Here is a 15,845-nt window from a genome sequence, read left to right as displayed (position 1 = left end):
GAACGGACTGCGAGGAGCGTGTGGCGATGGCGAGCTGTGACGGGGCCGACGGGCTGATGCCGGACTCCGATGACGAAGCCGCGCTGTTGCGGCCGTTGGCGTTCGCCGAAGGCGAGGGCCTGCCCCTTGCCCTGTGGGTGGTCCTGGCACGCGCCCTGTCGGGTCGCCCGTGGACGACTCAGGACGTGAGCGTGTTCCGGGACCAGGCGGGCGAACTCCTGGTGGAGACGCGGACACCGGCGGGCGCGGTCTACCGGCTGCGTGCCCGGGGAGACCGGTCGGGCGAGCGGCGGACGCAACAGGCGGTCACGAACGCGTTGCTGGACGAGGTGCCCCTCGACGGGGACGGCGGGCACCGCGACTGGTCGGCCGCCGCGCCGTACATCGTCGACCATCTCGCCGCCCACGCCGCCGCGGCAGGTGTCCTGGACGAGGTGCTGGAGGACGCCGAGTACCTGGTGCACGCAGCCCCGCGGGGGCTGCTCCGCGCGCTCAACACCCCCGGCTCCGCCCAGGGGCGGGTGCGGCGGAGCATCTACCGGGCATCCGTCCACGTCCACGCCACCGCGAGCCTGCCCGAAAGACGGGACATCCTCGCCATCGACGCCGCGCGCCACGGTGAGACCGGCCTCGCCCGGGAACTGTCCCGCGGCCGCCCGTGGCGGCCGCGCTGGGCGACCGGCACGACGGTCCACCCCGCGCTGCGCTTCACCCGGACGGGACTGGGCGTGGACGCCGCCGCGTGCACCGTCATCGACGGGCGTCCCCACGCGGTGACCGGCTGCTACGACTCGACCGTCCGCGTCTGGGACCTGGTGGACGGTACCGAACGCCTCGTCATCACCGAGGACGACGGGGTCTACGCACTGGACTGCGCCGAGATCGACGGACGTCCCCATGTCGTCACCGGAACCAGCTCCGGCGGCGTACGGGTGTGGGATCTGGAGACCGGGGCCGAGCGGTTCGCCCTCAAGGGCCACAAGGGCTGGATACGCGCGGTGGGCTGCACGGTGATCGACGGCCGGCCGCACGCGGTCACCGCGGGGGAGGACTGTCTGGTCCGGCTGTGGGACCTGGTCGACGGGTCGGAACGGGCACGGATGCCCGGCCACACCGAAGAGGTACGAGCGGTGGCGTTCGCCGAGGTCGCCGGTCGCCCCGTGGCCGTGACCGGGGGCCAGGACAGCACGGTGAGGCTGTGGGACCTGGAGGACGGCGTCGAGCGGGCCGTGCTCACCGGTCACACGTCCGCCGTCTACTCGGTGGCCTGCACGGTGATCGACGGCATTCCCCACGCCGTCACCGGGAGCGGCGGGGAGCGCGCGGCACGGGTCTGGTGCCTGACCGACGGCTCGGAGCGCGCCGCGCTGGGCGGGCACACCTCGTGGATATCCGCCATGAGCTGCGTCGACCTCGGCGGACGTCCCCACGTGCTGACCGCCGGCGGTGACTGCACCGTACGTGTGTGGGACCTGACCGAGGACACGGAGCGCGCCGTCCTGACCGGACACCAAGGCTATGTGGACGTGCTGGCCTGTACGGAGTTCGAGGGGCGTCCGTACGCCGTGAGCGGCGGCCATTCCGCGAGCCCGCGCGTGTGGGACCTGGGTGACGCCGTCCTGCCCGCGGCACGCGAGGGGCACACCGGGACCGTGCGGGCCGTGGACGCCGTGGAGATCGACGGACGTCCGCACGTCGTCACCGGAGGCGACACCACGATACGGGTCCGGGACCTGGCCGACGGGGCGGAACGACGCACCCTGTCCCACGGTCACCGGGTGGAGGCGCTGGCGTGCACGACGGTCGACGGCAGCCCTCACGCCGCCGCCGGAGGCTGCTGCGGCGTCACCCGGGTCTGGGACCTCGCCGCGGGGACCGGACTTCGGGATCTTCCCGGCCCCGACCACCGGGTGGAGACCGTGGCGTGGGCGGACGTCAAGGGCCGTCCCCACGTGGTCACCTCCGACCAGGACCGCACCGTACGCGTGTGGGATCCGGACGAGGACGTGGAGCACCCGCTCCTCACCGACCGCACCCGGTCGGCGGTGCGGGCCATGGAGTCCGTCGTCGTCGACGGCCGCCCCCACCTCCTCACGGGCAGCGATGACGCCGCACTGCGGCTGTGGAGGCTCACGGGAAAAGGCCGACGCGTCACCGCCACCGTCCATACGGGGCACCACTGGATACGGGCACTCGCCGGCACCGTCCTGGACGGCCGTCCGCACGCGCTGACCGTGGGCGCGAACGACACCGCAGTACAGGTGTGGGACCTGACGGACGGCACCCTGCGGTCCACCCTCCCCGGACACCGGGCAGGAGTCCTCGCGGTGGCCTGCGCCACGCGGGACGACCGTACGGACGCCATCACCTTGGACGGCAGCGGCACGGTCCACGTCTGGGACCTCGCTCCGGCCCGGCTCCTGGAGAAGGTCGCGCTGCCGACACGGGCCCAGTGCGTGACGGCGGCCGGTCCGGCCCTCGTCATCGGCATGGGCGACGACGTGGTCGTACTCGACCGCAACCACTGACGCACACGCACGGCCGGATCGCTTCGCGGCGTATGCCGCCGTGACCGCGTCGGCCTGAAGGCGCGGGTCCCGGAGGCGGGCGTCCTCGTCGACGAGGACGCCCGAGCCCGCCAGTTGGCACTGTCCCCCGGCCCCGTGAGACGCCCGACCCCGGGACACGGAGCACGGGGCGAACACCCCCGACACCCCGAACGGTCAGGGCGTCGTTCCAGTTGGTCGTGAGCCGTTTCATGGCTGCGGCGCCGTTGTCAGACCCGGCTGGCACAGTTCCCGGGCATGGAGACCGCTGAGTTCTGGACCACGATCGAAGCCGCTCGCTCGGCCGCCACGGCGGACAAGCCGTTCGCCGAAGCGCTGACCGACGAGTTGGCCACCCGCACCAAGGAAGACATCCTGCGCTATCAGGAGCGCTTCGACGAGGTGAGCGGTGCCGTGTACCGATGGGACGTGTGGGCGGCCGCCTACCTGATCGGCGGGGGCTGCTCGGACGACGGTTTCATGGACTTCCGCGCGGGCCTCATCGCGCAGGGCCGGGACTGGTACGAGAAGGCGGCGGCCGTCCCGGACCGACTCGCCGAGCACCCGGCGGTGATCGCCGCGGCCGGGGCGCACCACGACGAGGCGCTCTTCGACGAGGAGACCAACTACGCGGCCGCCCGCGCCTTCGGGCGCGTCACCGGCGACGAAGAGGACTTCTACGAGGCGTGGACCGAATACGAGGCCTCGAGCGACCGTCTCGCCCGCGGCAGCGGCGACATGGGCGAGGATTTCGACTTCGACGACGCGGCCGAGATGCACAGCCGCCTCCCACGGCTGGCCGCCCTGTGCCTCGGCGACATCGCGGGCCAAGGGTTGCCCGAAGAGGCGTGAGAGCCACCTTTGTGGTTTCCCGTGGTTCTATTGCAGAGTCGCAGCCATGAGGGTGACGTTCCCGCCTCCGTGATTTCTTTCAAGTTTGATGTTCACTTCGAGCAGAGAGGGCTCCGGGGTGCGACATGTCAGTTTGTAAACCCGAAAGTAGCTCGTATTGAGTTCACCCGACTCCGTATCGGCCGTATCCGTGTAGGAGTGTGAGCTGTCACCTCGAAGGGATGCGGAGAAACGGATTCCACCTTGGCGGTAGGAGACGTACAGGCGGAATGTACGAGTGGTGGCCGTTGTGGGAACGAGGACGCGGAATCCTGCACCAGGGCCGCCCTGGTAAACCACGGAGCGGACACCGCTCGCCGATTGATGCGGGGCGCTGCCTCCGGTCCAGGAGAACGAGACAGGCTGCCGACCGGCGTACAGCCTTGTCGGGGGCTCCGTACCGAGCGATCGGAAGTCGCCGATCTCGAAGGAGTCCGCCTTGCGAGTGACGCAGTAGACATTGAGATGCTGACACTCCGTCTCCGCCGGTCCGCCGGAGAATTCTGCTGTCACGTCTCGATCTTTGGACAGATACCCCCACTGCACCCAGTCGATCTTTCCCTCCTTCGACAGATCGACATTACCGGAGAAACTGCTTTTGGCGCCCTCGAGCAGACTGTTGCCAGTCGACGACCCTGTGCCGGTGAAGTGCGAGAAAACGCCCCAGCCCACCCCGGTGAGCACTGCAACCAGAGCCAGTGCGGCGAGGATCTGTCGGCGGCTGCGGACCGCGTGCCGCCCGGCGCCGATGCCCGCGACATCACTCAAAGCCCCGTTTGGTGCGGATGAAGACGGCGGCGCGGCGGTGGGCCCGGCTTTCGAGGAGGGGAGAAAATAGAAGCTCCCTGATGAAATGTCCGTGACGACCCGTAGTGTCTGTGGAGCTCCCCTCTTCGCGTATGCGCGATGCAACTCTGCCATCCGGCCCTGGACGGTTTCCTTGAATTCATCGAGTGCGAGCATCCCGGTCGCGGGCTGGACGGAAACGGCGTCCGAGACGGACCGGGAGAAGAGGCTGAAAGATTCACCCGGCTCGATGCCTTCCACCGCTTGGATCGGCGACTCCTGCGCGCGTACGAAAAGCGCGAGTTGACCTGGTGAACAGGCGTATACGTATGCCACCTTGCGTCGCAGTGCCGCGCTGATCTTCTGCCGGCTCCACTGCTGGACACCGGCCATACCCATTGAGGCCTGCTCGATCCCTTCGCGGCAGGCATCGATGAGGAAGACGACGTGGCCGGCGAGAGTCTCATCGAGGTGCTGCCGCCAGTCGATCGCCACGCACCCCGACTCGAACGGGTGTGTGTCCTCGTCGATGTCCTCCGGCACGAGGTAGTCGCGCCCCCTGGAATGCACACCGTGTCCACTCAGGAAGATGAGCAGGGTGTCGCCCTGGCGAGCGCGCTTCAGGAATCCGATGACACGCGCGTTGACATAGTTGGCGGAGACTTGCTTGCCGCCCTCCCGCGCTGCCAGGACCTGGACTTCGTCGAACCCGCGCTCCTTGAGGGCTGTGCCGAGACGGGCAAGGTCGTCGGGGATGAAGGGCAACGACGAGACCCCCGACACCTCGTAGCCGCTGGCTCCGATGAGCAGCGCTCTGTGACGTCCCATCACGTACCGATCACTGCTTGAAAACCAGCACGATGCCGCGGTTGCTCTGCGCCTGAGCGCTGCCGATGAACTGGACGCCGCCGCTGGCCGTCACCTGGAAGGACAGATGCGCCTCTCGCAGCGGTAGCGGACCTCCGCGCGCGACGGCTTCGGCGAAGAGGAGCTGTAACGCGTCCACGGCCTCCGCGAGGTTGTTCCGCAAGGGCCCCAGGGGCACATTTCGCAGGGTTGACTCGGTGCTTCCACCGCCCCCGAACAGGCCCATGGAGTCACCCTCGTCCCCGGGCTCCTCGTCGTACGACACCCAGAAGGACAGAGCGGGCTCGTCGGAAGATGAGGCTGGTGAGGTCATGGATATCCCCCTTGGCGAACGACGTCCGGCCAACTCTATTTAGTGCAACGGCAATCCATGACGTCCTCGGTGAAAGAAGCAGTGAGCCTTTTCCGACCTCGTGCACCGGTTGAGCGGTTGGCCTGACGGACGGATGAAGCCTCTCGTAGACGGGTTTTCGACCAAGAGAGCCGCCTCCCCCCCGGGACTTCGCGTGCTTGTCTACCTGTCCGGTGTCGACGTGTCCAGCTCTGCCCTTTGCTTCACTGCCACCCGCGTGAAGGGAAGCCGTCACGCTCCCGGCACCCGATGGCGGCGCCTGAGCGCGGGCCGAGAGGCACCGCTCACTCGTCCACCTCCGCAACGGCCGGCCTTGTGACCGGCTCTCGCCCGGGCCGGCATCAACTGCTGGGTGGACGACAGGCCGTCAACCGGTCCCACGCAAAGGTCTCGGCACTGGTCGAACGGGCCATCGCCACCCTTGAACCCTGACGGTTCCTCCGCGAACTCCGGTGCTCGACAACCCGAATCACGAGCCTCGGCCAAGCTTCCACATCACGGACTTACACGATCTTTCGGAGTTGCTCCGCGGTCTTGGGCGCGCCTCAGCGCGGGCATGAGGTGGAGCGCGTTGCCGCGGTTGATGCCGCGACGTTGGCGGTCGGTCAGGACGGGGTCGGTCTCGATGGCGGGCACCGTGAAGTCGGTGATGATGTAGGCGGAGGCGGCCGGCCAGTCGGTACCGAAGAGGATCCGGTCGGCGCCGGCCGTGGCCACCAAGGTGCCCGAGGGGGCCAGCGGGCCCGCCGTGTCGTAGTAGAAGCGGTGAAGATGGTCCTGCACACGGGCAGGATCGAGGGGTGGGGTGCAGAAGCCGCCGAAAGCCTCCATGCGGGTGGCGATCTGAGGGAGGAATCCGCCGGCGTGCGGCAGGACGACAGACAGGTGCGGGTAGCGGTCGAGCGTCCTGGTACGGATCAGGTTCACGGCGGCACGCGTGGTGTCCAGCAGGAAATCGCACATGAAGTTCGGAATTCCGGGGACAGTGGGCACACCGGGGGGCCCGCCCGGGAGGTCGAGCGGGTGGGTGAAAACGACCGCAGCGCGTTCGTCGAGCTCTGCGAGGAAGCGGTCGTACGAGGGATCACCGAGGTAGACACCGTTGTAGTTGGCTTTCACACTGGCTCCGACGGCACCGAGCTCGTCGAAGGCGCGTCGGAGGGCCCACGTGGTCACTTCGGGATGGTCCAGGACAGCGGGGCCGAGGACGGCGAAACGGTTCGGGTGCAGGGCCACCAAGTCGGTCAGCGCTTCAAAGACGACAGTGAGACCTTCCCTGGCCTGCGCCGCGGAGCGGTACCGGTCCTGCATGGTCGGGTTGAGGACCGCGGTCGCGATTCCCACCCGGTCCATCAGCGCCAGAGTGGAGTCCAGATCCCAACGCGCCCACCACGGCAGCTCCTGCCGCCGCACCAGGCCCTCGCGCTCGGCCCAGTCGACCCATGCCGGAGCGGTGAAATGGTGATGGACGTCAATCCTCGCCCGGTCGGCGTCATCCCCGCTTCCCGCGCCCCGCGGCACCGCTTTCTCCCTGGCCAGAGCACTGGACCCGCCCGTGGCAGCGACGGTGGTCGCCACCGCTCCACCGGTGATGATCAGACTGCGCCGACTCATGGCCCGGGTCGATTCCGGCATCCGCGTATCCCATCCGTAGCGCCATCGGCTTGCCGCACCACGATGGTCCGGTGACCGGCCCACGATCACCACGGCGCGCCCTGTCCGAGGTCGGTTACCTCGGACGGAGTGCGGTCCGGAGAGAGGGGCCTCGTCGGACCGTGTGCCCCGGGCCGCGCGGCGCGGTGGCCCGGCGAAAGGGTTCGGGCGCCGGAGCCGGGTCAGGGGAAGTCGGGCGTCCGGCGCAGAACCAGGGACAGGAAGCCCCAGGTGTCCCGGTAGACGCGCAGCCATTCGGAGCGACGGGTGGTGGCCGTTCCGAGCACGTACGCGCTGTCCGGATCGGCCTCGTGGTCCAGGGCCCATGAGGCCAGTGACCCCCAGCAGGCCCATTCGTAGTCGTCCAGCTCACGGCGCGTGCTGACGTGCCCGTGGACGGGAGTCCAGCCATCGGCGACGACGCGGTCCATCGTGGTCGCCAGGTCGGTGAAGTCCCCGAGCATCTCGACGGCCTCCTGCGAAGGAGTGCGGTCCCAGAACCCTTCACCGATGAGGACACGGCCGCCGGGAGCCAAGTGCTCGCGTGCCGCCGCGAGGGTGGGGAGCAGACCACCGAAGGCGTGCGTGGCCCCGACGCTGAGCACCAGGTCGAACGACTGCGAGGACGCGAAGTCCGCGGCCTTCCGGTGGTGGAGGACAAGGCGCTCCTGGACGCCGAGGTCGCCTGCCGCCCGGCGGGCCTGCGCCAGAGCGTCCTCGGAGACGTCCACGCCCTCGGCGTGCAGGTGCGGACGCGCGGCCAGGGCGCGCAGAAGCCACTCCCCGCTGCCGCATCCAAGGTCGAGCACGCGCTCGTCGCCGCGTGGGAGCCCGCGTTCCAGCAGTTGACGCACCGAGTCGTCGTCGAGCGGAGACCTTATCGGGTGGTCGGCATGGGCGATCATGGAGATCTGTTCACGGTTCACCGGCGCAGCCTGTCAACGACGAAGGCCGCGCGCACCTCGGTTTCGTCCACGGGCCGAAGCCTCGCGGGGCGACCGCCGATCCACAGGTCTCGACGATCGCTCGCCCTCCGCGGCCATCTTCAGGGACGTGGCCGCTCCGCCCGCATCCGCGCCGAAGAGGGGAACCACCGGTAGGTCCCGGGAATGCCCCGCCCCCCAGGCCTTGTAGGTCCGAGGGGGCAGGGGCGGTCGTTCCTGTTCGGTTCCGCTCACGGATGTATCGGCAGTGAAGGGTTGAGGGTCTCGACGACCTGGTCGTAGTCGCCACGGGCCTCGCCGTAGCGCAGGAACTTCACACGTTCGACCTGGATCTCCTTGGCGTCGGGCCGGGATTCGATCAGGCTCATCACTTCGGCGACGAACTCGTCGAGCGGCATGGCGTGTTCGTTCTCCTCATGACCGGGCATCAGCGCGGTGCGCACCGCCGGCGGTTCGAGCTCCACGACGCTCACCGAGGTACCGGCGAGTTGCAGCCGGACGGACTCGCTGAGCATGTGGATCGCGGCCTTCGACGCGTTGTAGCTCGGCGTGATCCCCAGCGGGGTGAACGCCAGGCCCGAGGACACGGTCATGATCGTGGCGGCCGGCCGGGTCTGGAGGTGTTCGACGAACGCGGCGATGAGCCGGATCGGACCGAGCAGGTTCGTCGTCACGGTCGACTCGGCGCTGGCGAGGAACGACTCGGGCTTGCGCCAGTCCTCGGCCTGCATGATTCCGGCCATCGTCACCAGGACGTCGAGGTCCGGATGGGCGGCCAGCACCTGCCGTGCGGCGGCGGTGATGCTCGCCGCGTCCGCGGTGTCGACGCGTACGGTGTCGATGCCGGGGTGCTCGGCCGCGATCCGTTCCAGCAGGTCGGCGCGCCTGCCGCCGACGATGACGGTATTGCCCCTCGCCTTCAGCGCGAGGGCGAGGGCGAGACCGATACCGCTGGTGGCCCCAGGGATGAAGACGGTGTTTCCGGAGATGTTCATGCTCCGATCCTCACCGCCCCGTCGACGCGGGTGCAGAGACCACTTATCGGGGGATCGGCGATCCCTGGTTCGTCCTCGGGGAGCGGACGACAATGGCCCCATGGACCGAGCAGCACTGGCTGAATTCCTGCGCCGCCACCGCGAGGCGCTACGGCCGGAGGACGTCGCCCTTCCTCCGGGCGCACGGCGACGGGCCCGGGGCCTGCGGCGCGAGGAGGTGGCGTCCCTCGCGGTGATGTCGACCGACTACTACACCCGGCTGGAGCAGCGGCGTGGCCCGCAGCCCAGTGAGCAGATGCTGGCCTCGCTCGCCCGTGCCCTGCGGCTGACCGATGACGAGCGCGCCTACCTCTACCGGATCGCCGGACGCAACGCGCCGGCCAGGCTGTCCGCCCACACGCATGTCGCTCCCGCACTGCTGCGCGTGCTGGACCACCTCGACGACACGCCCGCGATGATCCTGACCGACCTCAACGAAGCGCTGGTGCAGAACCGGATGGCCATCGCCCTGTTCGGTGACGCCTCACGGCACACGGGGCTCGCCCGCAGCGCGATCTACCGTTGGTTCACCGATCCGTCGGAACGCGCCCTCTACCCCGAGGACGATCACGAACGGCAGAGCCGCGCCCAGGTCGCCAATCTGCGGGCGGCCCACGGGCTGCGCGGACCGGAGTCACGTGCCGGGACACTCGTACGGACTCTCCAGAGGACGAGCGCGGAGTTCGCCGAGCTGTGGGACCGGCACGAGGTCGCGCAGCGCTTCGAGGACCACAAGACGCTCCTGCACCCCGAACTGGGCCCGATCGAGCTGGACTGCCAGGCGCTCTTCACCGAGGACCAGTCCCAGACCCTCCTCGTCCTCACCGCCCCGCCCCGCACCGAGGGCCACGAGAAGCTGGGTCTGCTCGCCGTGCTGGGACTCAATCGCTTCACGGAGGCGCAGACCGATGTCTGAAGCCGCTGTGGGCGTCGCCATGTCGTGGCGGCCGGGTCCGTGACCGCGGGGGCCGGGCACGCTCGGCCCCCGCGGGGTGGGGCGATTCAGCGAAGGGGGTCGATCACGACGCCGGGATTGAGGATCCCGGACGGGTCCAGTACGGCCTTGCCCGCCCGCAGGGCTGCGGCGAAGAGGTCCGGGCGCTGCCGGTCGTACCACGGCCGGTGGTCCCGGCCCACCGCGTGGTGATGGGTGATGGTGGCACCGTGCGCGATCAGCGCCTCGGAGACCGCCTGCTTGATCTCGTCCCACTGCTCGACGGTCCTGCCCCACGTGCCCGCGGCGTAGACCCCGAAGTACGGGGCGGGGCCGTCGGGATAGACATGGGTGAACCGGCAGGTCACGACACCCGTGGCGCCGACCTGGCGCATGGCGTCGCGGGCCGCCGCGTCGACGGCCGCCCGGAGGCCGGCGAACCGGTCCCAGGTGCAGGCCGTCTCGAACGTCTCCACGATCATGCCCTGGGCGGCGAGGGCGTCCCGCTGGTAGGGCATCCGCAGGAAGGCGGAGCGCCAGGTGTCGGCGGCCGAGGTCCGGGCGCCCGCGTCCGCGGTGTCGGTGTGGCGCGGCGGCTCCGGCAGCGTGCCCCCGTGATCGCGGCAGAGCTCCAGCGCGCGTTCCATCCACGCGGTGACGGGGTGGTCGGCGGACTCGAAGCCGAGCACCAGGACCGCGGTCGGGCTGCCCGCGTTGATGAACGCCTCCGTCGGGTCCAGCAGCCGGCAGTTCGCCGGGTCGAGCCCGGACTGCGCCAGGGCCCGTACGGCCCGGACGCCCGCCTCGTAGTCCCCGAAGGCGACCGACGCCCCCGCCCGCCACCGCGGCCGGTCCTGGAGGCGTACCCAGGCCTGGGTGACGACACCGAGCGTTCCCTCGGAACCGAGGAACATCCGGTCGGGCGAGGGACCGGCCCCCGAGCCGGGCAGACGGCGGCTCTCGACCACACCGGCGGGGGTGACCACCCGCAGCGACTCGGTGAGGTCGTCGATGTGGGTGAGGCGGGTCGCGAAGTGACCGCCGGCCCGGGTCGCCAGCCAGCCGCCGAGGGTGGAGAACTCGAAGGACTGGGGGAAGAAACGGAGCGTGTACCCATGGGGCCTGAGCTGCTCCTCCAGGTGCGGGCCGAGGACGCCGGCCTGGACGAGCGCGGCCCGGCTGGTCCCGTCGACCTCCAGGACCCGGTCCAGGGAGCCGAGATCCAGGCTGACCACTCCGGCGTACTCCGCACCCGTACGGGCCTCGACGCCTCCCACCACGGAGGTGCCGCCGCCGAACGGGACGACCGCCGCGCCGGCGCCGTCGCACCACTCCAGCACCCGCACCACTTCGGCCTCCGACGTGGGGCGCATGACGAGGTCCGGCACATGGGGCAGTCGTCCGAGCAGCGCGCGGACGACGTCGCGGAACGCCTGGCCGTGGCTGTGCGCCAGCCGGTCGCGGACGTCGTGCGAGGCGAGCCCGGCCAGCGAGGGCGGAGGCGAGATCCTGCCCGGGGCCACGTCGAACGATCCGACCGGAGGAGCCGAGTGCACGGTCAGATCCGCGTCGGGGAGCAACTCGGCGGTGCGCCGGGTGAGTTCCGCCCGCTCCGCGCCGGTCACGGCGTCCTCGACGTTTCCCCAGCCCCACCACGAACGGGTCTTGCCGCTCATCGTTCCTCCAGTCGTCCGAACTGAACGTCGGGTAACTTACCGGGCGGTCACTTTGGCATAGGGTGGTGACATGAGCAACCACGCGAAGGAGACACGGGGCGTGGGCACCAAGGGGATGCCCCGCAAGGACCGGGAGCGGCTGATCCTGGAGGCGGCCGCCGGGGAGTTCGGCGCGAAGGGCTACGCGCGCGGGTCGACCGCGCAGGTGGCGGCACGGGCCGGCATCACCAAACCCATGATCTACGAGTACTTCGGGTCCAAGGACAGCCTGTACCTGACCTGCCTCGAACAGGCCGGCACCCGCCTCGTCGAAGCCGTCGCGTCCGCCCAGCAGGGGCCCTCCGACCTCTCGCGCGCCGTGCGCACCCTGGAAGCCGTCTTCCGCGCGCTCGAATCGCGCCCGCACGACTGGGAACTCGTCTACGACGGGACCCTTCCGGCCGAGGGCCCGCTGTACGAGGCGGCGACCGGGTACCGGCGGGAACTCAACCGGATGGGCGCGGTGGGCGTGGCCGAATTCCTGCGGGCGTCCCCGGCCGTCGAGCCGCTCGACGCCGATCTCGGCACCCACCTCTGGTACGGGACGGTGAGCGCCGCCGTCGCCTGGTGGCGGCACCACCCCGAGCAGACCGCCCACGAGATGGCCGCGCGCTTCGAACGCATCGTCGCGGTGCTCTGCCCGGACCTGTGGGCGGCCTCCGACACGACCGGAGGACCATCCGGCATCCGCTCGACGTAGCAGAGCGGGCGGCGCTCCCGCAATCCGTGCGATGACGATGGACTCGCCCACGGTTGTGGTGCCGGACGCCATGTCATGGCGGTCACAGGCGGCCGACCCTGGGGTTCCGCAACGCCCCGCTCGTCCGATGGCCAGGGACGGCTCCGGACGGGCGGGGCCGGACACCCCCAGAGAGGGAGCCGCGCATGCACCGCCCTTCACCAGCACCACGACGGCGCCGGAACCGGCCGGCCCGCCTGACGATCCGCCTCCTCACGGTCGTGGCCCTGGTCCTGGGAGCCGCCCTGACCGGCCCCGCGCCCGCCGCCCGGGCCGCCGTGCCGGTCACCCGGGTCGCCGACTTCGGTTCGAATCCCGGCCAGTTGAACATGTACGTGTACCGTCCGGCGTCCCTGCCCGCGCACCCGCCCGTGGTCGTGGCGCTGCACGGATGCACGCAGAGCGCCCAGGTCTACGCCGACAACTCCGGGCTGCCCCGGCTCGCCGACCGGGACGGGTTCGTCCTCGTGCTCGCGGAGACGACCTCCTCGAACAACATCCAGAAGTGCTTCAACTGGTTCCAGACGACGGACAACCGGCGCGGCCAGGGCGAGGCCCTCTCCATCCGGCAGATGGTGAGCCACGCCGTCTCCGCCTACGGGGCCGACCCCGGGCGCGTGTACGTCACCGGTCTGTCCGCGGGCGGCGCCATGACCTCGGTCATGCTGGCCACCTACCCCGACGTCTTCGCCGCCGGCGCGGTCGTCGCCGGTCTGCCCTACGACTGCACCCGCGACAACAGCCCGTACACCTGCATGAACCCCGGAGTCGACCTCGCCCCGAGCGCCTGGGCCCAGCGGGTCCGCGACGCCTACCCGTCGTACGACGGTCCCTGGCCCCGTACGGCGATCTGGTACGGCCAACAGGACACCACCGTCGTGCCGCTGAACGCCGCCGAACTGCGCGACCAGTGGACGGCGCTCCAGGGACTGTCCCAGACCCCCGCCCGCACTTCCGTGATCGGGCCCGACTCCACCCGGCACGACGAATACCTGGCGGCGGACGGCACGGTCGCCGTCGAGGTCGACGCGGTACCCGGCATCGGGCACGGCACACCGGTCGAACCGGGCAGCGGTGACCGGCAGTGCGGCGCCACCGGCGCCCCGTACTTCCTCGGCTCGATCTGCTCCAGCTACTGGATCGCCCGCTTCTTCGGCCTCGAAGGTTCGTCGCCCGGCGGGGGATCGCTGCCCGCACCCACCGGACTGGCCACGACAGCGGTCACCGGCACCGGCGTCGGTCTGCGCTGGGACGCGGTGAGCGGCGCCGCCGACTACGCCGTGTTCCGCGACGGCGGCCCGGTCGGGACGACGAGCGGCACGTCGTACACGGACACCGGACTGACGGCGGGCACCACGCACACCTACGCGGTCGCCGCGCGCGACGACGCCGGCACGGCGGGCCCCCGCTCGGGGACGATCACCGTCACGACCACCGGCGGCACCGCGGCCTGCTGGACGGGCAGCAACTACGCCCACGTCCAGGCGGGCCGGGCCGTCACCGGCGGCGGCTACACCTACGCCAAGGGCACGAACCAGAACATGGGCCTGTACAACACCTTCGTCACCCACACCCTCAAGGAATCACCCGTCGGCACCTACACCATCGCCGACGGCGGCTGCCCCTGACCGGACCTCAGGTCCCGTCCGCACACGGGAACATGGACCGCCATGGTGGCCGACGCTGCTCCCGCCCTCGCCATCATGGCGGTCCGGCACATGTTCCCACGGGTCCTCGTGTCACTAGCCTCCGGCGCGTCCACACCGTCCCCACTCGGATTCGAGGTCCCGGATGCCCCACCCCAGTACGGACGTCACCCCACCCGGAGGACGGCGGCCCCGATGGCGCGCCGCGCTGTGCGCGCTGGTGCTCGCGACCGCCGGTCCGGGCGTCCTCGCGTCGGCCGCACCGTCGTCCGCGGCCGGCGCCCACGGCCCGCGCACCGGGGCCTGCGCCGCGGGCGCTCAGCCGCGGGTGCCCGGGGCTGATCGCCAACAGGCCGTCTGCCTCGACGAGTTGACCACCGCCGGGACCGTGGCCTCCGGCCACACCGACCCCGCCGACTACGCGGGTCTGACGCCCAAGGACCTGCCGACGCCCAGCGGGGTGCCCGGAACCCAGATCGACGGCTACTTCCCCGACACGTCCACCACCAACACCCATCACGGCTGGAACCACGACGCGCAGTTCGTCATCCGGCTGCCCGACCGCTGGAACGGCGGACTCGTCGTCGCCGGAACACCGGGCAACCGCGAGCAGTACGCCAACGACCGCGCGATCTCCGACTGGGTGCTCGCGCGCGGCTACGCCTACGCCGCCACCGACAAGGGCAACACCGGCCTCGCCTTCCACCGGGACGGCCGCCGCCCCGGCGACGCCGTCGCCGAGTGGAACACCCGGCTCACCCAGCTCACCCGGGCCGCCCGCGCCGTCGTCGAGGAGCGCTACGGGAAGCCCCCCTCCCGCACCATCGCCACCGGCATCTCCAACGGCGGCTACCTGGTCCGCTGGCAACTGGAGAACCACCCCGAGCTCTACGACGGGGGAGTCGACTGGGAGGGCACGCTCTGGAACTCCGACGGCGGCCTGCTCGCCTTCCTGCCGCCCGCGCTGCGCGCGTACCCGGTCTACGCGGCCGGCGGACCCGGCGCCGACGCGGCTCGGGACGCCCTGCACGCGGCCGGCTATCCGGCCGGGTCGGAGTTCCTGTGGCCGTACCACCACAAGACCTACTGGGACCTGACCCAGCGCCTCTACCGTGAGGAACTGGACCCCGGTTACGACGGGGAGACCGAGGCGGGCACCCCGTTCTGCGCCTCCGGCACCCCCGGCTGCGACGCCGACTACGACTACGGGACGAGACGGCGGGCCGTGCACCGAGCGGTCGACCGCATCGCGCTGACCGGGCGCATCGGCAAACCGCTCATCACCCTCCAGGGCACACTTGACGTGCTGCTGCCGATCAGTCGTGACGGGGACGTCTACGCCAGGATGGTGCGCGCGGCCGGGCGGGGCCCGTTGCTGCGGTACTACCGCATCGAGGACGGGACGCACACCGACTCGCTCGTCGACGCGTTCCCCGACCGGCTCCGTCCGATGACCCCCTGTCACCGCTCGGCCTTCACGGCGCTGGAACGCTGGCTGGCCGGTGAAGGACGCCCGTCGGCCGGCCACACCGTGGCGCGCCCGGCCGACGCGGACGCTTCGGCACTGCTGGCCGAATGCCCCTTGGCTTGACGTCCTCACCTGCCCGGGGGCAGGTGATTCCGGTCCGTACTGCTCCGCAGTACCATCGTGGGTTCCTGTTTCACGGGCCTCCGCCGACCGGTGAGGGTCGGTCTCACGTGGCCTCCGCAGGCCTGACTTCCCGCCCGTCCGGCGGTA

At 70.6% G+C, this 15,845-nt stretch carries 12 protein-coding genes and 1 pseudogene; 7 read left to right on the top strand and 6 right to left on the bottom strand.

Annotation, left to right across the window (positions count from 1 at the left end; all coding sequences use genetic code 11):
* Nucleotides 1–26 precede the first annotated feature (26 nt).
* Together ACICHK_RS03320 and ACICHK_RS03315 are read left to right on the top strand one after the other, a co-directional pair.
* Entirely contained in the window at nucleotides 27–2,528 is a 2,502-nt protein-coding gene (locus tag ACICHK_RS03320; protein WP_406835589.1) for a WD40 repeat domain-containing protein, read from the top strand.
* Between the two features lie 276 nt (nucleotides 2,529–2,804).
* Entirely contained in the window at nucleotides 2,805–3,398 is a 594-nt protein-coding gene (locus ACICHK_RS03315; protein ID WP_406835588.1) for a DUF4240 domain-containing protein, read from the top strand.
* A gap of 27 nt (nucleotides 3,399–3,425) precedes the next feature.
* Here the strand turns inward: ACICHK_RS03315 and ACICHK_RS03310 are convergent, their stop codons facing one another.
* Nucleotides 3,426–5,051 carry a caspase domain-containing protein gene (locus ACICHK_RS03310; protein ID WP_406835587.1) on the bottom strand — a complete coding sequence of 542 codons (1,626 nt, stop codon included), beginning with the start codon at nucleotides 5,049–5,051 and terminating at the stop codon, nucleotides 3,426–3,428.
* A gap of 10 nt (nucleotides 5,052–5,061) precedes the next feature.
* Nucleotides 5,062–5,403 (bottom strand): hypothetical protein, encoded by a 342-nt coding sequence (locus ACICHK_RS03305; protein ID WP_406835586.1) that lies wholly within the window; start codon nucleotides 5,401–5,403, stop codon nucleotides 5,062–5,064.
* Nucleotides 5,404–5,596: 193 nt separating this feature from the next.
* Here ACICHK_RS03305 and ACICHK_RS03300 point away from each other — a divergent pair.
* Nucleotides 5,597–5,871 (top strand): annotated as a pseudogene (locus tag ACICHK_RS03300) (hypothetical protein); the annotation flags it as partial.
* Between the two features lie 66 nt (nucleotides 5,872–5,937).
* Here the strand turns inward: ACICHK_RS03300 and ACICHK_RS03295 are convergent.
* From ACICHK_RS03295 to ACICHK_RS03285, 3 genes are all read right to left on the bottom strand, one after another.
* Nucleotides 5,938–7,056, bottom strand: a complete 1,119-nt coding sequence (locus ACICHK_RS03295) for an amidohydrolase family protein (protein WP_406835585.1) — start codon at nucleotides 7,054–7,056, stop codon at nucleotides 5,938–5,940.
* Between the two features lie 221 nt (nucleotides 7,057–7,277).
* On the bottom strand, nucleotides 7,278–8,021 hold the full coding sequence (locus ACICHK_RS03290) for an SAM-dependent methyltransferase (RefSeq protein WP_406835584.1): 744 nt from the start codon (nucleotides 8,019–8,021) through the stop codon (nucleotides 7,278–7,280).
* Nucleotides 8,022–8,269: 248 nt separating this feature from the next.
* Complete coding sequence (locus ACICHK_RS03285) at nucleotides 8,270–9,034, bottom strand: SDR family oxidoreductase (RefSeq protein WP_406835583.1); 765 nt, start codon at nucleotides 9,032–9,034, stop codon at nucleotides 8,270–8,272.
* A gap of 100 nt (nucleotides 9,035–9,134) precedes the next feature.
* Between ACICHK_RS03285 and ACICHK_RS03280 the strand changes: the two genes are divergently transcribed.
* Complete coding sequence (locus ACICHK_RS03280; RefSeq protein ID WP_192582588.1) at nucleotides 9,135–9,989, top strand: helix-turn-helix transcriptional regulator; 855 nt, start codon at nucleotides 9,135–9,137, stop codon at nucleotides 9,987–9,989.
* 86 nt (nucleotides 9,990–10,075) lie between these two features.
* Here ACICHK_RS03280 and ACICHK_RS03275 read toward each other — a convergent pair whose 3' ends face one another.
* The gene (locus ACICHK_RS03275) at nucleotides 10,076–11,683 is read right to left on the bottom strand and encodes an FAD-binding oxidoreductase (protein WP_406835582.1); all 1,608 of its coding nucleotides are present in this window, start codon (nucleotides 11,681–11,683) and stop codon (nucleotides 10,076–10,078) included.
* A 70-nt stretch (nucleotides 11,684–11,753) separates the two neighbouring features.
* Between ACICHK_RS03275 and ACICHK_RS03270 the strand changes: the two genes are divergently transcribed.
* The 3 genes from ACICHK_RS03270 to ACICHK_RS03260 all read left to right on the top strand — a co-directional run bounded on the left by ACICHK_RS03270 (nucleotide 11,754) and on the right by ACICHK_RS03260 (nucleotide 15,698).
* Nucleotides 11,754–12,422 carry a TetR/AcrR family transcriptional regulator gene (locus ACICHK_RS03270; RefSeq protein WP_406835581.1) on the top strand — a complete coding sequence of 223 codons (669 nt, stop codon included), beginning with the start codon at nucleotides 11,754–11,756 and terminating at the stop codon, nucleotides 12,420–12,422.
* A 185-nt stretch (nucleotides 12,423–12,607) separates the two neighbouring features.
* The gene (locus ACICHK_RS03265) at nucleotides 12,608–14,089 is read left to right on the top strand and encodes a PHB depolymerase family esterase (protein WP_406835580.1); all 1,482 of its coding nucleotides are present in this window, start codon (nucleotides 12,608–12,610) and stop codon (nucleotides 14,087–14,089) included.
* Nucleotides 14,090–14,252: 163 nt separating this feature from the next.
* Nucleotides 14,253–15,698, top strand: a complete 1,446-nt coding sequence (locus tag ACICHK_RS03260; RefSeq protein WP_406835579.1) for a tannase/feruloyl esterase family alpha/beta hydrolase — start codon at nucleotides 14,253–14,255, stop codon at nucleotides 15,696–15,698.
* Nucleotides 15,699–15,845 lie beyond the last annotated feature (147 nt).

Origin of the sequence: Streptomyces sp. AHU1 (assembly GCF_045343905.1) — a bacterium.
Taxonomy (GTDB): Bacteria; Actinomycetota; Actinomycetes; order Streptomycetales; family Streptomycetaceae; genus Streptomyces; species Streptomyces triticiradicis.
This window is presented reverse-complemented; position numbering and strand designations above follow the sequence as displayed.